This window comes from Bradyrhizobium sp. HKCCYLS3013 (assembly GCF_051167615.1).
Taxonomy (GTDB): domain Bacteria; phylum Pseudomonadota; class Alphaproteobacteria; order Rhizobiales; family Xanthobacteraceae; genus Bradyrhizobium.
This window is the reverse complement of the sequence record NZ_JBNPTK010000012.1, coordinates 1-22,114: the sequence shown is the minus strand read 5'-3', so window position 1 is coordinate 22,114 and position 22,114 is coordinate 1. Positions and strand designations below refer to the sequence as shown.

22 protein-coding genes, 1 pseudogene and 1 riboswitch are annotated in these 22,114 nt (G+C 63.9%); of the genes and pseudogenes, 14 read left to right on the top strand and 9 right to left on the bottom strand.

Annotated elements, in window-relative coordinates:
• Positions 1-12 precede the first annotated feature (12 nt).
• The 5 genes from ACQR1F_RS21225 to ACQR1F_RS21205 are packed head-to-tail and all read left to right on the top strand — an operon-like array spanning position 13 to position 4,672.
• Positions 13-840, top strand: a complete 828-nt coding sequence (locus ACQR1F_RS21225; RefSeq protein WP_434913788.1) for an ABC transporter ATP-binding protein — start codon at positions 13-15, stop codon at positions 838-840.
• Positions 833-1,672, top strand: a complete 840-nt coding sequence (locus tag ACQR1F_RS21220) for an ABC transporter permease (protein ID WP_434913787.1) — start codon at positions 833-835, stop codon at positions 1,670-1,672. The genes ACQR1F_RS21225 and ACQR1F_RS21220 overlap by 8 nt, the downstream gene beginning before the upstream one ends.
• Before the next feature lie 21 nt (positions 1,673-1,693).
• A complete protein-coding gene (locus tag ACQR1F_RS21215; protein WP_434913786.1) occupies positions 1,694-2,764 on the top strand; it encodes an ABC transporter substrate-binding protein in 1,071 nt (356 codons plus the stop codon).
• The gene (locus ACQR1F_RS21210) at positions 2,761-3,468 is read left to right on the top strand and encodes an SDR family NAD(P)-dependent oxidoreductase (RefSeq protein ID WP_434913785.1); all 708 of its coding nucleotides are present in this window, start codon (positions 2,761-2,763) and stop codon (positions 3,466-3,468) included. The genes ACQR1F_RS21215 and ACQR1F_RS21210 overlap by 4 nt, the downstream gene beginning before the upstream one ends.
• A gap of 34 nt (positions 3,469-3,502) precedes the next feature.
• Positions 3,503-4,672 (top strand): mandelate racemase/muconate lactonizing enzyme family protein, encoded by a 1,170-nt coding sequence (locus ACQR1F_RS21205; RefSeq protein WP_434913784.1) that lies wholly within the window; start codon positions 3,503-3,505, stop codon positions 4,670-4,672.
• A 661-nt stretch (positions 4,673-5,333) separates the two neighbouring features.
• Here the strand turns inward: ACQR1F_RS21205 and ACQR1F_RS21200 are convergent.
• The 5 genes from ACQR1F_RS21200 to ACQR1F_RS21180 form a co-directional block, all read right to left on the bottom strand.
• The gene (locus ACQR1F_RS21200; protein ID WP_434913783.1) at positions 5,334-6,317 is read right to left on the bottom strand and encodes a hypothetical protein; all 984 of its coding nucleotides are present in this window, start codon (positions 6,315-6,317) and stop codon (positions 5,334-5,336) included.
• Between the two features lie 196 nt (positions 6,318-6,513).
• Complete coding sequence (locus ACQR1F_RS21195; RefSeq protein ID WP_434913782.1) at positions 6,514-7,494, bottom strand: hypothetical protein; 981 nt, start codon at positions 7,492-7,494, stop codon at positions 6,514-6,516.
• Positions 7,495-7,513: 19 nt separating this feature from the next.
• A complete protein-coding gene (locus ACQR1F_RS21190; RefSeq protein WP_434913781.1) occupies positions 7,514-8,290 on the bottom strand; it encodes an OmpA family protein in 777 nt (258 codons plus the stop codon).
• Between the two features lie 1,110 nt (positions 8,291-9,400).
• The gene (locus ACQR1F_RS21185) at positions 9,401-9,781 is read right to left on the bottom strand and encodes a response regulator (protein ID WP_315805711.1); all 381 of its coding nucleotides are present in this window, start codon (positions 9,779-9,781) and stop codon (positions 9,401-9,403) included.
• Between the two features lie 54 nt (positions 9,782-9,835).
• On the bottom strand, positions 9,836-10,693 hold the full coding sequence (locus tag ACQR1F_RS21180; RefSeq protein WP_316183690.1) for an MJ0042-type zinc finger domain-containing protein: 858 nt from the start codon (positions 10,691-10,693) through the stop codon (positions 9,836-9,838).
• Positions 10,694-10,907: 214 nt separating this feature from the next.
• Here ACQR1F_RS21180 and ftsE point away from each other — a divergent pair, with 214 nt between their 5' ends.
• From ftsE to ACQR1F_RS21160, 4 genes are all read left to right on the top strand, one after another.
• Positions 10,908-11,567: a cell division ATP-binding protein FtsE gene (gene ftsE / locus ACQR1F_RS21175; RefSeq protein WP_315805713.1), complete on the top strand. Its 660-nt coding sequence runs from the start codon at positions 10,908-10,910 to the stop codon at positions 11,565-11,567.
• On the top strand, positions 11,560-12,528 hold the full coding sequence (locus ACQR1F_RS21170; RefSeq protein WP_315805714.1) for a cell division protein FtsX: 969 nt from the start codon (positions 11,560-11,562) through the stop codon (positions 12,526-12,528). Before ftsE ends, ACQR1F_RS21170 begins: the two co-directional genes overlap by 8 nt.
• Positions 12,529-12,783: 255 nt before the next feature.
• Positions 12,784-13,497: a YdcF family protein gene (locus tag ACQR1F_RS21165; protein WP_434837984.1), complete on the top strand. Its 714-nt coding sequence runs from the start codon at positions 12,784-12,786 to the stop codon at positions 13,495-13,497.
• Between the two features lie 12 nt (positions 13,498-13,509).
• Positions 13,510-14,277: a lysophospholipid acyltransferase family protein gene (locus ACQR1F_RS21160; RefSeq protein ID WP_434913780.1), complete on the top strand. Its 768-nt coding sequence runs from the start codon at positions 13,510-13,512 to the stop codon at positions 14,275-14,277.
• Positions 14,278-14,280: 3 nt separating this feature from the next.
• Here ACQR1F_RS21160 and ACQR1F_RS21155 read toward each other — a convergent pair whose 3' ends face one another.
• Complete coding sequence (locus ACQR1F_RS21155; RefSeq protein ID WP_434887582.1) at positions 14,281-14,877, bottom strand: gamma-glutamylcyclotransferase; 597 nt, start codon at positions 14,875-14,877, stop codon at positions 14,281-14,283.
• A gap of 99 nt (positions 14,878-14,976) precedes the next feature.
• Between ACQR1F_RS21155 and ACQR1F_RS21150 the strand changes: the two genes are divergently transcribed.
• Positions 14,977-16,161 carry a DUF2125 domain-containing protein gene (locus ACQR1F_RS21150; protein WP_434913779.1) on the top strand — a complete coding sequence of 395 codons (1,185 nt, stop codon included), beginning with the start codon at positions 14,977-14,979 and terminating at the stop codon, positions 16,159-16,161.
• Between the two features lie 2 nt (positions 16,162-16,163).
• Here ACQR1F_RS21150 and ACQR1F_RS21145 read toward each other — a convergent pair whose 3' ends face one another.
• Genes ACQR1F_RS21145 through ACQR1F_RS21135 form a run of 3 tightly spaced genes read right to left on the bottom strand, consistent with a single transcriptional unit; the run spans position 16,164 to position 19,064 of the window.
• Positions 16,164-17,099, bottom strand: coding sequence for a prephenate/arogenate dehydrogenase family protein (locus tag ACQR1F_RS21145; RefSeq protein ID WP_434913778.1), 936 nt, complete (start codon positions 17,097-17,099; stop codon positions 16,164-16,166).
• Complete coding sequence (gene hisC, locus ACQR1F_RS21140) at positions 17,096-18,193, bottom strand: histidinol-phosphate transaminase (RefSeq protein WP_434913777.1); 1,098 nt, start codon at positions 18,191-18,193, stop codon at positions 17,096-17,098. The genes ACQR1F_RS21145 and hisC overlap by 4 nt, the downstream gene beginning before the upstream one ends.
• A 37-nt stretch (positions 18,194-18,230) precedes the next feature.
• Complete coding sequence (locus ACQR1F_RS21135; RefSeq protein WP_315805721.1) at positions 18,231-19,064, bottom strand: chorismate mutase; 834 nt, start codon at positions 19,062-19,064, stop codon at positions 18,231-18,233.
• A gap of 195 nt (positions 19,065-19,259) precedes the next feature.
• A riboswitch (SAM riboswitch) is annotated at positions 19,260-19,339 on the top strand.
• A gap of 82 nt (positions 19,340-19,421) precedes the next feature.
• Here ACQR1F_RS21135 and metX point away from each other — a divergent pair.
• From metX to ACQR1F_RS21115, 4 genes and pseudogenes are all read left to right on the top strand, one after another.
• Positions 19,422-20,675: a homoserine O-acetyltransferase MetX gene (gene metX / locus ACQR1F_RS21130; RefSeq protein WP_434848285.1), complete on the top strand. Its 1,254-nt coding sequence runs from the start codon at positions 19,422-19,424 to the stop codon at positions 20,673-20,675.
• A 3-nt stretch (positions 20,676-20,678) separates the two neighbouring features.
• On the top strand, positions 20,679-21,341 hold the full coding sequence (gene metW, locus ACQR1F_RS21125; RefSeq protein WP_315805723.1) for a methionine biosynthesis protein MetW: 663 nt from the start codon (positions 20,679-20,681) through the stop codon (positions 21,339-21,341).
• Positions 21,342-21,400: 59 nt separating this feature from the next.
• Positions 21,401-21,738 (top strand): annotated as a pseudogene (locus ACQR1F_RS21120) (GIY-YIG nuclease family protein).
• 186 nt (positions 21,739-21,924) lie between these two features.
• A partial coding sequence (locus ACQR1F_RS21115) for a hypothetical protein (protein ID WP_434913776.1) occupies positions 21,925-22,114 on the top strand: 190 nt, incomplete at its 3' end.

The following is a 22,114-nucleotide window of genomic DNA, read 5'->3' as shown; positions in this document are numbered from 1 at the left end:
GGGTGGACGCTCATGCTGATGATGGATGTCGAGACTGCACCCCGGCGCGCTGCTGACACGCCGGACGATGTGCTGATCGCGATCGACCAGGTCTCGAAGACCTATGTCTCGGCCTCCGGTGCGGCGGTGCATGCGTTGAGCCGCGTCTCGCTGGATATCAAGCCGGGCGAGTTCGTGTGCGTGGTCGGCCCGTCCGGCTGCGGCAAGAGCACGTTGTTGCGTCTGCTCGCCGGTCTCGACGGCTACAGCGATGGCCGGCTGCTGCTCGATGGCGAGCCCGTCGCCGGTCCCTCGCGCAAGGTCGGCGTCGTGTTCCAGGCCGCCAACCTGCTGCCGTGGATGACGGTGCGCGACAATGTCGGGCTGCCCTTGCGCGTCGGCGGCAGACATACGCCGGCCGGCGATCGCATCGAACGTCTGCTCGCCGTCACCGGTCTCGGCGATTTCGGCGACAAATATCCCTATGAGCTGTCCGGCGGCATGCAGCAGCGCGCCGGGATCTGCCGCGCCCTGGCGCGCGATCCCGAGATCCTGCTGATGGACGAGCCGTTCGGCGCCCTCGATGCGCTGACCCGCGAGCGTCTGAACCTCGAGCTGCAGCGCATCTGGCAGGAGAACCGCAAGACCATCCTGCTGATCACCCACTCGATCTCGGAAGCCATCTTCCTCGCCGACCGCGTCATCGTGATGTCGGCGCGTCCCGGCCGCATCCTGGCCGATCTCGCCGTTCCCATTCCGCGGCCGCGGTCGTTCGACGACATCGTGCTGCATCCGGACTATGCGCGGCTCGCCAGGGAGGTCCGCGGGCTGCTCAATGCGCAGGAGCATGGCCATGACTGATCTTGCCAACGTCGCCGTGTCAGCCATGTCGCAGAAGCCAGCGAGTCCATGCCGCGGCATCAGCCTGGGATCGCCGATCGCCTGGACCGGTCTCGCGGTGCTGATCCTGAGCTGGATCGCCGCGGTCAACCTGCTGAACATCCCGTCCTACATCCTGCCGAAGCCCGAAGCGGTGGTCCGCGCGCTTTGGTCGGGGCTCGCGGTCAGCCCGGCCAGTCCGCTCGGCTACTACCTGCCGCTGTGGAGCACGCTCAGCAACGCCGCTGTCGGCTGCGCCATCGGCGTCGGGCTCGGCCTCGTCATCGGCTCGCTGATGGCCGAGGTCGAGGCCATCGAACGGCTGGTGATGCCCTATGCGTTCGCGCTGCAGAGCCTGCCGAAGGTGGCGATCGCACCGCTGATCGTGATCTGGTTCGGTTTCGGCGACGGCTCCAAGATCGCGATCTCGGCGCTGCTGTCGTTCTTCCCGGTGCTGATCAACAGCTTCACCGGGCTGCGCGCCGTAGAGCCGGAGCGCATCGACCTGATGCGCTCGCTGTCGGCGTCGCGGTTCGAGACCTATCGCATCGTCAAGCTGCCCAACGCCGCGCCCTTCATCTTCGCTGGCCTCGACATGGCGGTGGTGTACGCGCTGCTCGGCGCGATCGTCGCCGAGTTCTTGGGCGCGCAGCGCGGCATGGGGGTGGTCATCACCCAGGCGCAAGCCGTCTCTGATGTCGCCGGCGTGTTCGCCGCGCTGATCATTCTCGGCGTGCTCGGCATCGTGCTGCACGGGATCGTGCGCTGGTGCGAGGCCAAGGTCGTGCACTGGGGCGCCAATCGGAAAAAATAGGACAGCAGGGAGGAACGTAGGATGGTTTCGCGCAGGTCATTCCTGAAGAGCAGCGCCAGCGCGGCGCTGCTGGTGAGCGGCGCCCCGGCCGGCCTGATGGCGGCGGACGCCAAGAAGATTCGCTTCGGTGTCGGGCTCAAGGCGCTCAACGCCACCATCATCAATTGCGTGATCGGCGAGGCGCTCGGCTACAACGCGCAGGAAGGGTTCTCGCTCGATGTCCAGGCGCTCGGCACCAATGCCAACGTCCAGGTCGCGACCGACCGCGGCTCCGTCACCATCGGCGTCGGCGTGCCGTCGACGGCGCTGCCGCTGCTCGCCAAGGGCGAATGGGGTGGCGCGAAACTGTTCTATCAATATACCTATCCGTACAAATGGGACATCGCCGTCCCGCCCGGCTCCGCGCTCAAGAGCTACACGGACCTCAAGGGCAAGAAGATCGGCGTGTCCGACTTCGGCGCCACCGAATATCCGGTGACCAAGAACGTGCTGAAGGCGCTCGGCCTCGATCCGGACAAGGATGTGAGCTGGGTCGCGGTCGGCAACGGCACGCCGGCGGGCGTCGCCCTGCAGCGCGGCGTGATCGATGCGCTCGCCTATTTCGATACGGGCTTCGGCCAGATCGAGGCGGCTGGCATCGAGCTGGCCTATCTGCCGCGCCCGACCACGATCCCGATGGTCGGCGGTCAGTTCCTGATGGCGATGCCGCAGACGTTCGAGAAGGACAGGGATCTCCTGGTTGGCTTTGGCCGCTCGGTGTGCAAGGCGTCGCAATTCCTGCTCGCCAATCCGACCGCCGGCGCCAGGGCCTTTCTCAAGATGTACCCGGAGACGGCGCCGCGCGGTGCCAGCGAGGACGCGGCGGTCAAGGCCGTGCTGCAGTCGATCAGCCGCCGGATCAAGCTCTACGCGCCGCCCTATGCCGATACGAAGATGGGCGGGATCAACGAGCAGGAGTTCCGCACCGAGGCCGCGATGAACGGGCTGGACATCAAGGACTACGCTGCGCTCTACACCAACGAGCTGATCGACAAGATCAACAATTTCGACGCCGTGAAGGTGAAGGCCGAGGCGGCTGCGTACAAGGGATGACGGTGGAGAGCCACGACAGCAGCACCGATCGCGGCCATGCCGTGGTGACCGGAGCCAGCTCCGGCATCGGCCGCGCGGTTGCCGAGCGCCTGCTTGCCGGCGGCTGGCGCGTAACCGGCATCGACCGTGCAGCCTCGGCGCTGTCGCATCCGCGCTTCGCGAGCTTGCAGGTTGATCTGTCGGACCCGCCTGTGCTCATCGAGGTCCTGGCTGAGGTTGGTACGGTCACCGCGCTCGTCCATGCCGCAGGCTACATGCGGGTCGGCCGGCTTGGCGAGCTCGCACCTGACGACAGTGAGGGCATGTGGCGCGTCCATGTTGGCGCGGCTGAAGCGTTGGCCAACGCGCTGGCGCCTGATATGCGCGAGGGCGGGCGGATCGTGCTGATCGGCAGCCGCACCGCCAACGGCGCGGCCGGCCGCAGCCAGTACGCCGCGACCAAGGCGGCACTCACCGGCCTCGCGCGCTCCTGGGCGATCGAGCTGGCGCCGCGCCAAGTCACCGTCAACGTCATCGCGCCAGCCGCCACGGACACGCCGTTCCTGCGCGACCCCAGCCGCGCCGGCACCGCGCCGGTGCTGCCGCCGATGGGCCGCTACGTCGATCCAGGCGAAGTGGCCGCGCTCACCGCCTTCCTGCTGTCGCCGGAAGCGGCTGCCATCACCGGACAGACCATCACCATCTGCGCCGGCGCCTCGCTCTGACGCGGCGCTCGCGACCACGATCAGGAGATTGACCATGACCGTTCGTATCGTCGACGTCCGCGAGGTGACGAAGCCGATCTCATCGCCGATCCGCAATGCCTATATCGATTTCACCAAGATGACGTCGAGCCTCGTTGCGGTCATCACCAATGTCGAGCGCAACGGGCATCCCGTGGTCGGCTACGGCTTCAACTCCAACGGCCGCTACGGCCAGGGCGGCCTGATTCGCGAGCGGTTTCGCGCGCGACTCCTCGAGGCGGATCCCGCCTCGCTGCTCGATGCCACCAAGGACAACATCGATCCGGACAAGGCCTGGACGGCGATGATGACGAACGAGAAGCCCGGCGGTCACGGCGAGCGCTCGGTCGCGGTCGGCACGTTGGACATGGCGATCTGGGACGCTGTTGCCAAGATCGCCGACAAGCCGCTGTTCCGTCTGCTCGCGGAGCGCCACAACCGCAAGGCCGATCCGCGCGTGTTCGTCTACGCCGCCGGCGGCTATTACTATCCCGGCAAGGATCTCTCGGCGCTGCGCCGGGAGATGCGCGGCTATCTCGAGCGCGGCTACAACGTCGTCAAGATGAAGATCGGCGGCGCGCCGATCGAGGAGGATCGCCAGCGCATCGAGGCGGTGCTCGACGAGATCGGTCCGAGCAACCAGCTCGCCGTCGACGCCAACGGCCGCTTCGACCTGGAGACAGCGATCGCCTACGCCAAGATGCTGCGCGACTATCCGCTGTTCTGGTACGAGGAGGCGGGCGATCCGCTCGACTATCATCTGCAGGCGACGCTCGCCGATTTCTATCCCAGCCCGATGGCGACCGGCGAGAACCTGTTCAGCCACCAGGACGCCCGCAACCTGATCCGCTATGGCGGCATGCGTCCGGACCGCGACTGGCTGCAGTTCGACTGCGCGCTGTCATACGGCCTGTGCGAATATCTGCGCACGCTCGACGTGCTCAGGACCTATGGCTGGTCGCCGTCGCGTTGCATCCCGCATGGCGGCCACCAGATGTCGCTCAACATCGCCGCCGGCCTAGGCCTCGGCGGCAATGAGAGCTACCCCGACCTGTTCCAGCCCTATGGCGGCTTCCCCGACGGCGTGAAGGTGATCGACGGCCACATCACGATGCCCGACCTCCCCGGCATCGGCTTCGAGGGCAAGTCGGATCTGCATGCGGAGATGCGCGCGCTGAGCGCGTGAGGCACGAGCCTCGTACCAAAAGCTGACGACCTTCACTCCGGGGCAAGACCGCAGACCTTGAACCGGGAATCTCGAGATGGCCTTGCGTCCAGTCTGAGACGCGACTGTTCGGCTGCGTCATGCTGTCGAACGAACGCCGCGATGCTCGGTCTCGACTACCCGATGGCAATCATAACAGCTTTGCTCGAACTGCCCGTCGACCTAGTTTGATGCACCGAGTCAATCTCGCTTAGCGAGTTCAGAGGGACCTTGCTTATGCAGCACGGGCACAACCAAGCTCAGCGAGCTCCTCGAAGCAGCCATCCGTGTATGTCGGGCCCAACCTGTCGTTGCTACTTCAGAAATTCTGTGTCTCGTAGGCTACTTCTCTTTGCCGTCCGCGAAGAATGGAGAACCGCGTTTCATCCGTCGCTAGCAGATGTCGCTGGACCAAGTTTCAGCGGTGGGTTGGAAGGGCACACCTGACGTCTGCCTTCAAACGAGCAGAACCGACTTGGCGGTTCTCCGCAGCGTTTTGTAAGTTCTTTATGAGAAACGCAGCGCCCGGTAGTGTCTCGCCATCCTGGTCCGCCCTTGCAGCCGCAGCCTTCGCAACGGCATGCGGCAACCTCCAGAGTTGAGCTGGCGAGAGACGCGGCCAGCATCGTGGCGGCAAATGCCGTCATGGCTTTTGAAACCTTAAGGTATACTTGGCTTCCTGATTTCCCTCTCTGAAGACTTCTTTGGCTTCGGTTTTCAAGCTGCCTTCGAATGAGATGTCTTTTTTACCGTGTAGATTGATACGGTCACCCTTTCGGAAATATGGTGACTGGGTCATCGGGGGGACCGACTCTGATGCGTTGGCCGAAAGTTTGCACTGTTCTCCTTCGCACTCCAGTGAGCCCTCAAAGGGTAGATATAATTGATTTCGACCCACGACGAACGTTATCCAGCCCACGGTCTGGGATTTGCTCGGCGTAGAATAGAAAATGCGCGCCAAGCCTTGACTGTTTCCGCCTTCGAAAGTGCCTTCCAGCCGAGTGATGCTCGAATAAGGGTCATTCGATTGGGCGGGGAGCGATGAAGAAAATGACTTAAGGTGAGCCCAACTCGTCAGTAGGTACGCTTCAAAGATCTTTTCTCTAGCCTGCAAATTGATCTGGGGATCACTGGCGTCGGACACGCCAAAAATTGATACGTCGGCTCCATAAAAAGTGGCGGGATATTTTGAGGCCAGCGAATTGATATACTTGGCCGTATCGGAGGAACTTTCCACGTCGGGATCTAGGAGGGACGCGTCAGTGTAGACGATGATGCGGTAGAAAGCTGAGCGTTCCGCGAACCGGTTCTTGTCGAACGCGAGCGCTCCCAAAATATTCTTCCGTTTTCCGCTTTGGAACTTTCCTGCGCTCACCAAGAGTTTGTCCAGCGCATTTCTCAATCGTGCATCAAACGTCTGCAGGTTCTCGCGCTGTTGGTCTTCCGGGTCTGGTGACGTCAATTTGTCCCACTGGCTGCGGCCTATGCGGGTAGACTCAATTTCGGACTTGGTGAGCGTCGGGTAACATAGGTCGAATGCTTGGTCGGTCTCGAACGTATTTGGATTTACCGCGAGTATCGTTAGTGGTTCTCTGGCGCCAAGCTCAAGCCGGTTGATAAGCGTCAATCCCCACTCCGTACGTGCCTTTGAAATTGACGATATGTCGACGTACACAAGCGTTCGTCTATGTGTCGCGGGTGGCGACTTGCATATCTGTTCAATGTTGTTCTGGTTAAGTATTTGCGCGTCTGCGACTGATGTAAGAGAGGCCAGTAGGCAAAGAAGCGCAATAAATCGTCCAATTGCACTCATGAGGGGGTCCCTACGTGTCTAGGCGCGCCAAAGTACCTCTAATTTCTTCCGATAGGTTCTTGTATTCCTTGAGAGCGACTTCGTTTTTTTTGCGCTCCCGTTGATAAAACGCCGTTACGCGTGTCTGTTCACGCTCAAACGGTTGGCGCGCCTTCTGCAGTCTCTTGTTGGATCGAAGTAACTCTCGATACGCGTCGCGCAGATGCGGTACTTTCTCGCTTGCGAGATAGGAATACAGAACTCCCAAGCCCCAAACGAACATATTCAGCCCGATAGTTGGTCCGAGGTTTTGCCAAACCATCGATGCGTTGGATCCACCAAACGTGCCAGGGGCATCCGAGCCGAGTCCGAGTTGCTCGGAGATGGCTTGATATCGCAGCCAGACGACGACACCCAAAGCGCATATCAAGAGAATGGTCGCGATTAGCACCGAGAGCTTGCGTCCGATCTCGTTTCGATATTCGACCGATGGATGCAGGATCTCAGCAAGCTGCTTTAGGTATTCGCCATGAAAGTGGCTCGCGATAGCGAAGATCATTGCAACCAGAATGGTTCCAGCTCCAGCCACCAGCGGCACAAACTTGGCCATGAAGGTCGATAGATTGACGTACCACTCTGCAACGCCAATGCCGATGAGCGGTATGACATAGAGCACGGGCGAGAGATTTCGAGGGTACGCTCCCCCGTTGACTTGGCGTAGTTCTTGGAATGTTTGATCTCTCGCCTTTTGCTCGGCGTTGGCGCGCAAGTATTTCTGATTGTTGTTCAGCTGAGACCAGTTTGCGCTGATCTCCGCATTCTCCCTTTCGTCTAGTTCGGCTAAGTAGTTGCTTGCCCTAATTTCGATGTCGCTGGAAAGGCGGTCGTCGAAGTTCTTTAGTTGTACAATCAACTGGCGGCGAGCGTCAGCATCAACGCGCTTCGTGCGAAGCATTTGGTTTGCGGCCTTCAGGCCGAATTGAGCTTCTTCAGCGAGCGTATCGGACGGCATTATCTTGGGATCCAAAAACCTATTCTTGCATAAGTTCCTTAAGAGAGGGCCGAGCGAGGACCTCGTTCGGTATCAATGGACGACTGATCGGAGTTGATCCGGTCTGAATCGCGTCGCGGCTCAATTCAATATATGCGGTTGCGCTTCTTCCAGTGGGGCCGTCAAAGACTGGAATGCGGACTTCTTTGTTGCATTCGGGGTTTGGCTGCCCTGCCGGGACATCTTGGTCGTTGCGATGGCACGGATCGAATTTTATCGTTTCGGCTGCCTTGCGTGTTGCGCCTGGAACATCGGACACGAAAAATTCGACGCGACGGTTCTGCGCTCGTCCCTCGCTGGTCTTGTTTGTCGCGATGGGTTGCGCTTCTCCCATGGGCACCAATCCAAGAAGCGTCTCAGGGACGCCGTTCTCCTTTAGCTTGATCGCAACAGCGCGGGCGCGCAAATCTGATAGTGTGCTATTGTATTCGTCGGAGCCAATGGAGTCGGTGTGACCAACAATGAGGACTGACCGCGCGGATTTATCTGCAATGACTGTCTTCGCCAGATCAAGGATGGCTTTCTCGGCAGCCATTTCGATTTCGGATTTGTTAAACGCGAAGAAGACCGTGCTCCTAAATCTGATGTGCGAAACCGGTACGGGGATCTCGATACCAGGTAGCGAGCCCGGAGGTATCAAGATGACCACGTATTCGAAATTGTACTCGGCGGACGCTGCTTTTAGGGTGCGAAAGGCTTGATCGCGAGCGCGTTGGTTCTGCGTCAAATCGCGAATATTTACACCGGCATATCCCAATGTTGCACCGCAAATAGAAGCTCCCGCCACTAGGATGGCGACTGGCCAACGAAGCTTCCGCCCATTCGCTCTTACGTGCACCAATGCTGGTTTCCTCCCCGACCGCAGATTACTCATACTATCTTTACGAGCAAACGCTTTCTTTGCTCTCCGGGCTGGTGGGTAGCATTTCCGGTAGTCTTTTCTGTTCTTGGCGCTTCAGCACGTTGCACGTCCCGCTCTGCGCAAAAAATAGATCTTCTGTTTTCCGGAATTTATGCTATATATGGTTATCCCGCCTCACTCGGAGGGGCGTTGCGCGCGATCGTCACGACACGCGAGGCGGGGAGGCGATGGCCGTGAGAGCTCGCAGCATGTCCTGACGGATATGCGGACGAACGATGTTCTTGCGGACGGTCAAGTCGCGTGGTCCTGGCCTCCCGACGCTGAGGTCAAGTTCGCGAGGGTGCTGGTGCATCACGTGGACGACGGTGGCCAACAAGCCCGGCGCACCGGGGAGATCGCGAAGCAGCCGTAAGCCCATCGTGCAGGGAATGCCGGATGATCGGCTGAACCTGTGGTACCTGCCGCCTGCATTTTTTTCGCAGGCGGGCCATGGGTGAGGCCTTCACCCGGCATTCCCTGCGCCCTCCGACTTCTTGGAGGGTGAATAGGATCAGCAGAACTCGGGCGGGATACGCCGCGGGAATGCGAGCGCGTGCCACAGTATGAGTTGGGAGACGAGATGCCCGCCCCCCGCATCATTGCTCTGCGCTCGCGATGACGGATGAGAGAGGGTCGTGCGCCTTCGACGACCATTCAAGAGCTGCAAAGCGTCAGCTGACCCCCTCGTGTTCGCGCTGCATTCCAATGTCGTCCCGGGCAAGCCGCCAGCGCGCGCAAGCGCGGCGGCGGCGCCGACCCGGGACCCAAAACCATAGGGAGGTGGGATTGCGCAAGATGGAGGACCAGCAGCGCGTCTCAACGATCGCCGGTGGTTATGGGCCCCGGCGTTCGCCGGGACGGCAGCGCAGAGTGGAGCGCCATCGAGGATCGCTGCGAACGATCCGCGCAGCCGGTGATGCGATGCGCCGGCGATGCCCGCGCCAAGGCGATGGCCACGCGTCCGCCCTACGCCTTCGCCGCCTTCGACGCCAGCGCGTCGGCCACCGCGGTGCGGATGTCGGCGACCGAGAATGGCTTGGTGATGACGTCGTGAGCGATCGCGCTGAGATTCGACGCCCGCTCGCGCTGATGGGCAAAGCCCGTCATCAGCAGGATCGTCAGGTCGGGAAAATCGCGTGCTGCCGACAGCGCCAGCGCGATGCCGTCCATGATGGGCATCTGGATGTCGGTCAGCAGCAGGTCGAAGGCGCCGGCCTCGCGCGTCAGGATGTCGAGCGCCTCGGCACCGTCCTGCGCCGTCACGATCTCATGTCCATCCATGGCAATGGCGCGCGCGACCAAGGTCCGCATCGAATCTTCGTCGTCGGCGATCAGCACGCGCGACATGTCGTTTCGTCTCCGTGTCGTGGGCCCCGCGGGCGACCCACGAGACCGGAACCATCATGCACTGCCGGCAGCGAGGTCGCGCCGGTTGAAGAAGCGTATATCGATATTGCGGCCTTCGGGAGGGGGCGAGGCGAGCCGCGACTTGAACGTCGTGCGCTCGCCGGGCTTGAGCGCGGTCTGCTCGAGCAGCGTATTCCAGGCGTAGATCTCGGTGCCCTGCGCGTCGCGCACGCTGAAGCGCAGCCGCGGCAGGTCGACCGGTTTCTTCGTCAGGCTGACGATCGTCCCCTCGATCACCAGCACCGGCTTGCCGTCGACGGTTTCGGTCGCGACCTTCACGTCCTTGAAGCTCAGGCCGCGCAGGTTCACCTCGAGCCCGACCAGCTTGTAGAACGACGCCGTCTGCGGCAGCAGCCTGACGACGTCGGCGCGCCACACCACCAGCGCAATCGTGAGCGCCGCCATGGCGGCCGTCAGCACCGGCAGGTTCAACAGCCTATTGCCTGGGACATCCGGCAATTTCGGGCGCCTGATGAGCGTGCGGAGACCGGCGAGGCGCGAAGCCCCGCTCTGCACCGGCTGCTCGGCCTCTTCGGTGTCGTCCTCGGGCTCGGCGAGCGCGTCCTCGGGCCAGCCGGCGGCCAGCGGCGGACTTTCCACCTCGGGCTGGCGTCCGTCGTCGTCGTCTTCCTGGCGGGCGAGGGCTTCCCACTCGTCGGCGGCGTCACGCGGCGCGGCGGCCGCGCCGGCCTCCGCCATGGCAGGCATGGGGGCGGGCGCCTCGACCGCATCCTCCGGTCGCGCCAGCCAGACCTCCTTGCAACGGGAACAGCGTACGCTGCGGCCGGCCATACCCAGGGTTGCCAAGTCGATGGCATAAGATGTCGTACAATGAGGGCAAACGATGAACATCGCGCCGGTTCTCCAACGGCCATTGCCGCTTTGTTTCCGACAGTTCGTGCTACAAGGACCGCCATGTCGACGAACTTCGGAACTCAATCGCGCCAATGGTACACGGCGACCGTTAACGAACCGGAAACCATAACGGGCGCTCAATCGGGCCATCGTACCGCTGAGCTTGGAGCGTGCGGGTCTGCCGCGCACGCGGTCGAACGGAGCTGACGCTTTGGTTCGGTTCGAAAATGTTGGGCTGCGCTATGGACTGGGGCCGGAGATTCTCCGCGACCTCAGTTTCCAGGTTCCGGCCCATTCCTTCCAGTTTCTCACCGGCCCGTCGGGCGCCGGCAAGACCTCGCTGCTGAAGCTGCTGTTCCTGTCGCTGCGGCCGACCCGCGGCCTGGTCAATCTGTTCGGCTACGACATCTCGCTGCTCAGCAAGGAGGAGATCGCCGATCTGCGCAAGCGCATCGGCATCGTGCTGCAGGATTTCCGGCTGCTCGACCACATGACGACCTACGAGAACGTGGCGCTGCCGTTTCGGGTCATGGGCCGCGATGAGTCGAGCTACCGCAAGGAGGTCATCGACCTCCTGAAATGGGTCGGCCTCGGCGAGCGCATGGATGCGCTGCCGCCGATCCTGTCGGGCGGCGAGAAGCAGCGCGCGGCGATCGCGCGCGCCGTGATCTCGCGGCCGCAGCTGCTGCTCGCGGACGAGCCGACCGGCAACGTCGATCCGACACTGGGTCGCCGCCTTCTGCGGCTATTCATCGAGCTGAACCGCTCGGGCACGGCGGTGATCATCGCAACCCATGACATCACGCTGATGGACCAATACGAGGCCCGCCGGCTGGTGCTGCATCAGGGACGATTGCACATCTATGAGTAGCGTAGACGATCGCGGCCTTCTGGTCGATCTCGGCGACGACCGCCCGCAACTGCCGGCGCAGGCCCGCATCGTGTCGCCGATCGTGCCGCGCGCCTCGATCGCGGGCCGCGCGCTGGTCGCCGTGGTCGCGATCATGACCTTCCTGGCCTCGATCACGACCGGTGGCGTGCTGCTGGTCAGCGAGTCCGCGGCCGAGTGGCAGTCGGAGGTGGCGAGCGAGATCACGGTCCAGGTCCGTCCCAAGACCGGCCGCGACATCGAGCGTGACATTGCCCTGGTGACGGACGCGATGCGGGGGCAGTCGGGCATCGTCGAGGTCCGGCCCTTTACCAAGGAGGAATCCAGCAAGCTGCTGGAGCCGTGGCTCGGCAGCGGCCTGTCGTTCGACGAGCTTCCGGTGCCGCGCGTGATCATTGCGCGCGTCCAGCCCGGCACCAGCTTCGATCTCAACGCCCTGCGCACCCGCGTGACCCAGGTTGCGCCGACCGCCAGCGTGGACGACCATCGCGCCTGGATCGAGCGGATGCGCTCGATGACCGGAGCGACCCTGTTTGCAGGCTTCGGCATTCTCGTGCTGGTGATCGCGGCCACCATCATCTCGGTGTCGTTCGCGACCCGCGGCGCGATGGCCGCGAACCGGCCGATCGTCGAGGTGCTGCACTTCGTCGGCGCCGGCGACCGCTACATCGCCAATCACTTCCTGCGGCACTTCCTGCAGCTCGGACTGGAGGGGGGCGTGATCGGCGGCGGCCTTGCGATGCTCGGATTCGGATTCTCTGAGTCGATCGCCAACTGGTTCTCCGGCACCCCCGTCGGCGATCAGTTCGCGGCGTTGCTGGGGACGTTCTCGCTGCGCCCGCTCGGCTATGTCGCGATCGCGCTGCAGGCCGTGGTGATCGCCGCGGTGACCGGCTGGGCCGCACGCCGGACCCTGTTCACGACGCTGGCGAGCATCGACTGATGGTGGCTTCTATCCCCAGCCGTCTCGTTGCGGATTTCACTTGGCCCGAAAACCGCCTAAAATCGTCTGCGCCGGGATGAGGCAGGACGGGGTGAGCTGGGTCACGAACACGGCGGAGGTCGCGCGCCAGGATCGGCGGCGAGCGAACGTGATCGGGAGGCCGGCGAAACCTGCCTGCGTTCCCGGACTTGAACGACGGGATCGCGCGACGGCATGGCGCCGCGCGCAGGCAGGCAAGGACAAGCCAGGCGTTGCATGGAGCCGGAGACCGACCATAGCAGGCGAAAGCTGCCGCTCACCGTGGCGGTGTGGCGGACGCTCGCGGGCGCCGTGGCGACGCTCGGGGTCGGTTTTTTCGTCGCGGCGGTCGGTTTCGTCGGCTTCCTTTCGCAATTGCGGGGCGCCGAGATCCAGCCCGAGCGCAAGGCGGACGGAATCGTGGTCCTGACCGGCGGCTCGTCACGCGTATCGGACGCGGTGGAACTCCTGGCGGGAGGCTATGGCCGGCGGCTGCTGATCTCCGGCGTGCACCCGACCAACGAGGCCAGCGACATCACCCGGTCGCTGCCCGAGGCGCGATCATTCATCAACTGCTGCGTCGATCTGGATTATTCGGCGATCAACACCCGCAGCAACGCCGCGCAGACGCGGCGATGGGCCAGCGAGCGCGGCTTCAAGTCGCTGATCGTGGTGACGTCGAACTATCACATGCCCCGGGCCATCGTCGAGCTCTCGCATGCGATGCCAAGCATGGATCTCATTCCCTATGCCGTCGTCGGCGAGAAATGGCGCGATGAGCCGTGGTGGACCAGCGCGCCGACGGTGCGACTTCTGCTGTCCGAATACGCCAAATATGTCGCCGCCGAGATGCGGCTGCGGCTGGCCGATCTCGGCCTCGATCTCGTGCCCGAGGTCGATCCGCCAACCGGCTCGGTGTCGCGCCGACCGACGACGGCGCAAGCCAATTGAACTGGGTTTCTGATGGTCTCGATCTTCCTGCGTTCGCTGCTGTTCAACATCCTTTTCTACCCGAACTTCGTGCTCTGGGCGCTGATCGCGTTGCCGACCCTGGCGATGCCCCGCAAGGCGCTGCTGCGCGTCGCCAACTGGTGGGCGCAGAGCAACATCGTGTTGATGCGCGTCGTCTGCAACATCCGCGTCGAATATCGCGGCGTCGAGAAGATCCCGAAGGGGCCGCTGATCGTCGCCGCCAAGCATCAGTCGATGTGGGAGACGATCTCGCTGCTGCATTTCTTCGATGCGCCGTTCTTCGTTCTCAAGCGCGAGCTGCTGCGGATTCCCTTGTTCGGACAGTATCTCGTCAAGGCGGACATGATCGCGATCGACCGCAGCTCCGGCGCCCGCGCGTTGAAGCAGGTGATGCGGCGGGCGGCGGAGGAGGTGAAGCATGGCCGTCAGTTCGTGATCTTCCCGGAAGGCACCCGGCGCCCGGCGGGCGCACCGCCGGACTACAAGGGCGGCGTCGGTTTGATCTACACGGATTGCGGCGTACCCTGCCTGCCGGTGGCCCTGAATTCGGGTTTGTTTTGGCCACGCCGCACATTTCTGCGCTATCCGGGCACGCTCGTCGTGGAGTTTCTCGATCCGCTGCCGCCTGGCCTGCCGCGCGATGAGTTCATGGCGCGGATTCAGAGTGTCATCGAAGAGGCGACCGGCCGGCTCGTCGCCGCGGGGCAAGCGGAACAGGCGCAGTTGTTTGGCGGGGTGCGGGCGCCGGTGAAGGCTTGAGGGCTATGTCTTGCCTGGCGCAGGATGCAGCGAGTGGCCGTCATCGTGCAGCATCGTCGCCAGCCGATGCAGCTGCGTGTCGCGAAAGCCCTGCGCCTCGATCGCCTTCACGGTCGAGATCACGTAGTCGCGATTGGCGCCGGACTGGCCGTGACCCTGGCGCACATGGCGCAACTGCTCCTGCGGCGACAGCCGGCCTGCATATTGCACATGGCCGCGATCGACCACGTAGACCAATGCGCTCACCCGCTCGCGCGCTTCGTTTTCAAGCCAAACCGAGCGCGTCACTTCGCGATAGACCGAGGTCACCTGCTCACGCGCCCGCAAGTAGGCGATGGTCTCGTCGCGCTTGTCTGCTGCGACCCGAAACGCAATGCCGCGACACGCGCCGCCGCGATCGAGACCGAGCACGAGGCCCGGCTTCTCCGGCGTTCCGCGGTGGACGAACGAATACACACAGAGCGCGCGATGCTCGCCGATCAGCCGCGCCGGCACCTGCTCGAGAAAGGCGAATCCGGGCCGCCACATCAGCGAGCCGTAGCCAAAGACCCAGAGGTCGCCGTGGGGAAGGTCGGGTTCGGAGAGGGTCATTGCGGACATCAATGCGGAAGCCTAAGTACGGTGCTCGCGAATTGTTAATTTAGATACACAATCCGTGATCGCCGAATTGCCAAAATTGCTGCCCAAAGGGTGTCCTGCATGTCTCGTTCGCCGCAACCGCCGCGCAGGCGCTCTCGCTGGGGGCTTTTCATCGCTCCCGTCCTGCTCCTGATCGCCGCTGTTGCGTGGAGCGCATTCTGGTTCTTCGCCGCTTCGCAAGTGGATGTCCAGGCCGACGCCTGGCGTGCGCGCGAAGCAAAATCGGGACGCGTCTATGACTGCGCGAAGCGCTCGGTCGCGGGCTTCCCGTTCCGGCTCGAGGTCCGCTGCACGGATCCAAGCGTGGCGCTGTTTTCGCAGGCGGCCGGTACGCCCTTGATGAATGCGAAGCTCGACGAGATCCTCGTCGTCGCCCAGGTTTGGGACCCGAAGCGGATCATCGCGGAGTTCAAGGGACCCGCGACGATTGCCGATGGTCGTGGAACGGCGTCGTTCTCCGTGAACTGGCGCGTCGGCGAGGCCAGCGTCCGCGGCCTCCCGGGGCCGCCGCAGCGCGCCGACCTCGTGTTCGAACAACCGACCATCGACCGCATCGAGGGCAACACCGCCGTGCCCGCAGCGCGCGCCGATCATGCCGAATTGCACGGCCGTCTCGCCGAGGGCACGCCGTCGGATCATCCGGTGCTGGAGACTGCGCTGCAGATCGAAAACGGCAGCATCCAGGGCGGTCATCCGCTGCTTGCCGAGCCGTTCAATGCCGACATCCAGGCCCGCGTCACCGGTCTCAAGGACTTCCGGCCCAAACCCTGGCCGGAGCGGTTTCGCGAGATCCAGGCGGCGGGCGGTCATGTCGAGATCGTCCAGTCCCGCATCCAGCAGGGCGAACTGCTGGCGGTCGCGTCGGGCACGCTCAGCCTGACCGCCAATGGCAACATCGATGGCGAGGTGCAGATGACGGTCGCCGGGATCGAAAAGGTCATCCCGGCGCTCGGTCTCGACAAGATGCTCGAGAACGGCGTGCCGCAGGGTGCGCTTGATCGCGTGGCGCCCGGCGTGAAGTCGCAGGATGTCAACAACCTGCTCGGTGCGCTCGATCGCGCCATTCCCGGCCTCGGCAAGGTCGTCAAGCAGAACGCCAATGTCGGCGTCGCGCTCGGCATCAATGCGCTCGGCAAGGAGGCCACCCTCGAAGGGCGCAAGGCGCGGACCTTCCCGCTGCGCTTCTCCGATGGTGTCGTCGTGCTCGGTCCGTTCAAGGTCGCCCGCGTCCCTCCGCTGTTCTGACCTCAGGGCTTCTTCAACTGCGGCAGCGGCCGGCCGAAGTCCGGCGCCGCCGAATCCTGGCCGATATCGACGATGCCGCGGCGGATCGCGCGGGTGCGGGTGAAGTGATCGAACAGCGCCTCGCCGTCGCCGCGGCGGATCGCCCGCGTCAGCTTCGAGAGGTCCTCGGTGAAGGTGCCGAGCATGTCGAGCACGGCATCCTTGTTGCTCAGGAAAATGTCGCGCCACATCGTCGGATCGGATGCGGCGATGCGGGTGAAATCGCGGAAGCCGCCGGCGGAGAACTTTATCACCTCGGACTCCGTCACCTGCGCCAGCTCGTCGGCGGTGCCGACGATGGTGTAGGCGATCAGATGCGGCAGGTGGCTGGTGATCGCGAGCACGCGATCGTGGTGATCCGGCGTCATGATCTCGACCTTGGCGCCGAGCGCCGTCCAGAACCCGCGCAGCCGATCGATCGCGTCGGCATTGACGCCATCGGGCGGCGTCAGGATGCACCAGCGGTTGATGAAGAGCTCGGCGAAGCCGGAGTCAGGCCCCGAATTCTCGGTGCCCGCCACCGGATGTGCCGGGACGAAATGAACGTTGCCCGGCAGATGCGGCGCCATGTCGCGGACGATGGCGCCCTTCACCGAGCCAACGTCGGAGACGACGGCGCCGGGCTTCAGATGCGGCGCGATCTCTTCGGCCACGGGACCGCAGGCGCCGACGGGAATGCAGAGGATGACAAGATCGGCATCCTTGACCGCCTCTTCATTGCTCGCGACGACGCGGTCGACGATGCCGAGCTCCGCGACGCGCGCGCGCGTCCTCTCCGAACGCGCCGTGGTGACGATCTCGCCGGCCACCCCCTGCAGCCGCGCCGCGCGCGCGATCGAGCCGCCGATCAGGCCGAAGCCGATCAGCGCGACGCGTTCGAATCGCCCCGCGACGCTCATGTCGCCCTCATGAATTCGCTGAGAGCCTCCACGACTAGACGATTGGCCTCCTCGGTGCCGATCGTCATGCGCAACGCGTTCGGCAGCTTGTAGTTGGCGAGCGCGCGCAGCACGAGGCCGCGCCGGGTCAGGAATTCGTCGGCCTCGACCGCGGTCTTGCCCTTGTCGGTCGGGAAGTGGATCAGGATGAAATTGGTGACACTCGGCGTCACCTTCAGCCCAAGCTTGCCGATCTCCTCGGTCAGCCAGTTGCGCCACGCTTCCGTGTGCGTTTTCGACATCTGCTGATGCGCGGTGTCCTCGATCGCGGCGACCGCCGCGAGCATCGCCGGCGAGGAAACGTTGAACGGCCCGCGGATGCGGTTGATCGCATCGACGATATGCGCCGGGCCGAACATCCAGCCAACGCGGAGCGCCGCGAGCCCGTGGATCTTCGAGAACGTATGGGTGACGACGGTGTTCTCGGTCGTGGCGACCAGCTCGAGCCCGAACTCGTAGTCGTTGCGCGAGACGTAATCGGCATAGGCGGCGTCGAGCACCAGCACGACCTGCGACGGCAGGCCGGCGCGCAGCCGCTTGACCTCGTCGAACGGGATGTAGGTGCCGGTCGGGTTGTTCGGGTTGGCGAGCCAGACCAGCTTGGTGCGCGGCGTCACCGCGGCAAGGATGGCGTCGACGTCGGTGCGATACTCCGTCTCCGCGGCAACCACGTTCCTGGCGCCGCAGGCCATGGTCGCGATCGGATAGACCAGGAAGCCGTGCGCGGTCGAGATCGCCTCGTCGCCTTGGCCGAGAAAGGTGTGTGCCAGCAGATTGAGGATCTCGTCGGAGCCGGCGCCGCAGACGATGCGGTCGGGATCGAGGCCGTAGGTGCGGCCGATCGCCTGGCGCAGCACCCGTGAAGTCCCTTCCGGATAATCTTCCAGGTGAGTGGCCGCACTCTTGAATGCCTCGATCGCCCTCGGCGAGGGGCCGAACGGGGTCTCATTGGCCGACAGTTTGAAAACCTTGCGGCCCGGCTCCGGCTGGGGACTCTTGCCCGGTGTATAGGGCGCGATATCGAGGATGCCGGGGTTCGGCACGGGGCGGTTCATCGTCAACTCCGGAAAATCATCACTGGCGCGGGGCGTCTCAGCTCGGAACCGTATAGCGTTTCGCATGGCCGCCGACGAGGGCGGCGGAGCGTACCGAGGCGCCCGCCGCGATCAGGGCAGCCCTGATCTTGTCGAGGTTCGACGGCGACTCGATCGATACCAGCAGTGCGGCGCCGTCGAAGGCGGTATCGGGCACCGCGATGACGTCGGCGAGCGGCGACAGCGCCCGCGACACCTGCGCATTCCAGCCGGAGACGCGGATGCTCCAGGTCTCGACCTCGAGCACCAGCGCATCGTCGGCGACGCGCGACACCGCGAACACCGGCAGCGCGGCGGGATGGTCGGCGCGCTCGATGAACGGCATCCGCGCGATGATCTTTGGTGCGCCCACGGGCTCGAGCGTGATCCACCACGGCGTATGGCCGGAGGTCGTCGACACCAGCGCGAGATCGCCCTTCGAGCGCGCCACAGCCTCGACTGCGGCTTGCGCGCTGAAATGCGGCACGTAGGGCACCACGAATCCGAAATGGAACCTGGCGGAATCGCGCATCGCGGATTCTCCGACCGACACGTCGGCATGAACCGAGAACGGCGCCTGCACATAGGTGAAGGTCGAGACGATCACGCGCCAGATCCCCTCGACGGTGTCGAGCGGCAGGATGCCGCGATGGCGCTGCACCAGGCGGCGCATCATGTCGGCCTCGCGCGCGGGCCTGAACGCCGAGCCGACCTCCTGGGTCTTCTTGACCTTGATCAGCCGGTCGATGATGTCGGCCCTGTTCATCAGCAACTGATGGACCTGCTCATCGATGGCATCGATCTCCTTGCGCAGATCGGCGAGCGAGGGCGGGGCGGGCGGCGGGTTCGACATGGTCCGTGTCACTCTTCGCGAGGCCACGGGAAAACCTGCGGCCAAAGGAACGGATGCCGTTCTCTCCGATGCCGCGGACCTGCGCAACAGCAAGTTTACCTTGCGCCATCCAGGCTTGGCTGACCTGCGGCAGAGCGCCCGACCAACGGTCAACCCCAGCTTGCCTTGACGAATAGCGCCCGCGGGACTAGTTTCTGCCCGTTCCGTGGTCATTTGAGCCGGCCGGCTTGCAGCCACGTTAAAAAACTCGCTAAACAGGCCGGGGACGTTATCGATCCCGGCCGAACCCCAGTTCAGGCCGGGTTTTTCATGGCCTGATGTGTCACGTGGTTCGGGAGCCCTGGCCGGATGGCTGGGGTGAGAGACATGACAGGTCTGACGCCGAAGTCCAAATCTGCGAAGTCCAAATCTGCGACGCCTACATCCGCGTTGCGCACGGTCGCGCCCGACGAGCGCTCGCACGAGGTCGATCATCCGAGCTCGCCGGTGGCGCAGTTCGGCGCCGACAAGCCGCTCAGGCTCGATTGCGGCGTCGACCTGTCGCCGTTCCAGATCGCCTACCAGACCTACGGCGAGCTCAATGCCGACCGGTCGAACGCGGTGCTGGTCTGCCACGCGCTGACCGGCGACCAGCACGTCGCCAACCGCCATCCCGTCACCGGCAAGCCCGGCTGGTGGGAGACGCTGGTCGGTCCCGGCCGCCCGCTCGATCCCAGTCGCTATTTCATCATCTGCTCCAACGTGATCGGCGGCTGCATGGGCTCGACCGGGCCGGCCTCGCTGAACCCCGCCACCGGCAAGGTGTGGGGGCTCGATTTCCCGATCATCACCATCCCCGACATGGTGCGGGCGCAGGCGATGCTGATCGACCATCTCGGCATCGACACGCTGTTCGCCGTGGTGGGCGGCTCGATGGGCGGCATGCAGGCGCTGCAATGGACGGTGGCCTATCCGCAGCGCGTGTTCGCCAATCTCGCGATCGCCTGCGCGACGCGCCACTCGGCGCAGAACATCGCCTTCCACGAGCTTGGCCGCCAGGCCGTGATGGCCGATCCCGACTGGGATCACGGCCGTTACGCCGACAAGGGCACGCATCCGCATCGCGGCCTGGCTGTGGCGCGCATGGCTGCGCACATCACCTACCTCTCCGACGCCGCCTTGCATCGCAAGTTCGGCCGCCGCATGCAGGACCGCGAGCTGCCGACGTTCTCCTTCGACGCCGATTTCCAGGTCGAGAGCTACCTGCGCTACCAGGGATCGTCCTTCGTCGAGCGCTTCGACGCCAACTCCTATCTCTATCTGACGCGGGCGATGGATTATTTCGACATCGCCGGCGACCATGACGGCGTGCTGGCGGCGGCGTTTCGCGGCATCAAGACCCGTTTTTGCGTGGTGTCGTTCACCAGCGACTGGCTGTTTCCGACTGCGGAGTCGCGCGCGCTGGTGCATGCGCTCAACGCCTCCAGCGCGCGGGTGTCGTTCGCCGAGATCGAGACCGACCGGGGCCACGACGCGTTCCTGCTCGATGTCCCCGAGTTCTTCGAGATCGCCAGCGCGTTTCTCGATTCCGCCGGCAAGGCGCGCGGGCTTGCCCATGCGAAGGGAGACTGAGCCATGAGCATGCAGGGTGTGCTGCCGCTGAACGGCTTCACTGGCGGCGAGGTGCTGGCCTATCGGCCTGATCATCTGCTGGTCGCCGGCATGGTCGAGCGCGGCTCCAAGGTGCTCGACATCGGCTGCGGCGATGGCGATCTGCTGCAACTGCTGGAAAGCCGCGGCATCGACGGCCGCGGCATCGAGCTGTCCCGCGAGGGCGTCAACCATTGCGTCGCCAAGGGGCTCGCGGTGGTGCAGGGCGACGCCGATACGGATCTCGTCGATTATCCGGACGACGCGTTCGACTACGTGATTCTGTCGCAGACCCTGCAGGCGACGCGGCAGCCCAAGGTCGTGCTGGAGAACCTGCTGCGCATCGGCCGCCGCGCCATCGTCACCTTTCCGAATTTCGGCTTCTGGCGGCTGCGGCTGCAGTTGCTGGTCGGTGGCCACATGCCGCGCACCGACAATCTGCCCTTCACCTGGTACGACACGCCGAACATTCATTTCTGCACCATCAAGGACTTCGTGCAGCTCTGCGACGAGATCGACGTCAAGATGGAACGCGCCGTCGCCCTCGATAGTTACGGCCGTCCCCTGCGCGTCGCCATGCCCTGGTGGTTCTGGAACATGTTCGGCGAGCAGGGGGTGTTCCTGCTGAGCAGGGGTGAGCGGCGGTAGGGAACCGAGCGCAGCCCCGGGGTGCTGCCGAAGTTTGGTCCTCGCTCTCTCCCCACGTCATGGCCGGGCTTGTCCCGGCCATCCACGTCTTGCAGTATGACGACATGGCGAGCGGCTACGTGTATTTCATGACCAATCGTCCGAATGGCACGCTGTACGTCGGTGTGACCAGTGATCTCGTGCGCCGGGTGTATCAGCACCGATCTGGCCTCGTCGACGGCTTCACTAAGCGATATGGTTTGAAGCGGCTCGTTTACTTCGAAGTCTTCGACGACACATTCAGAGCGCGATCCAGCGCGAGCACAACATCAAGCATTGGTCACGTGCCTGGAAGGTCGGGCTGATCATTGCAACTAATCCAGATTGGGACGATCTCTTCGATACGATCACAATGTAAATCGTATTTGCGGAGCGACGTGGATGGCCGGGACAAGCCCGGCCATGACGAGCTTGGGGTTGGCGGTTTCCACTTTTCAAAGAGCGGTTAGTCTGAGACATGCTGCCTTATCCTCGCGGCGCATCCGCGCCCGAGCTTTGCGTCACGCGTCGCCTCCGGATAACGCAGAGGCGCAGGGAAGGCCGGATGCTGGCCGCACCCATGGCCCGCCTGCGAAAAAAATGCAGGCGGCAGGAACCACAGGTACGAGCCGGAACACCCGGCCTTCCCTGCGCGATGGTTGAACGGCTGCTTCGCGTTCTTGTGTGTTCGAAACCTGCCAGAATGTGCGAACGGGCGGTTCTGACCAACCGCCCGTCGCTGGATCTGAGCCCGA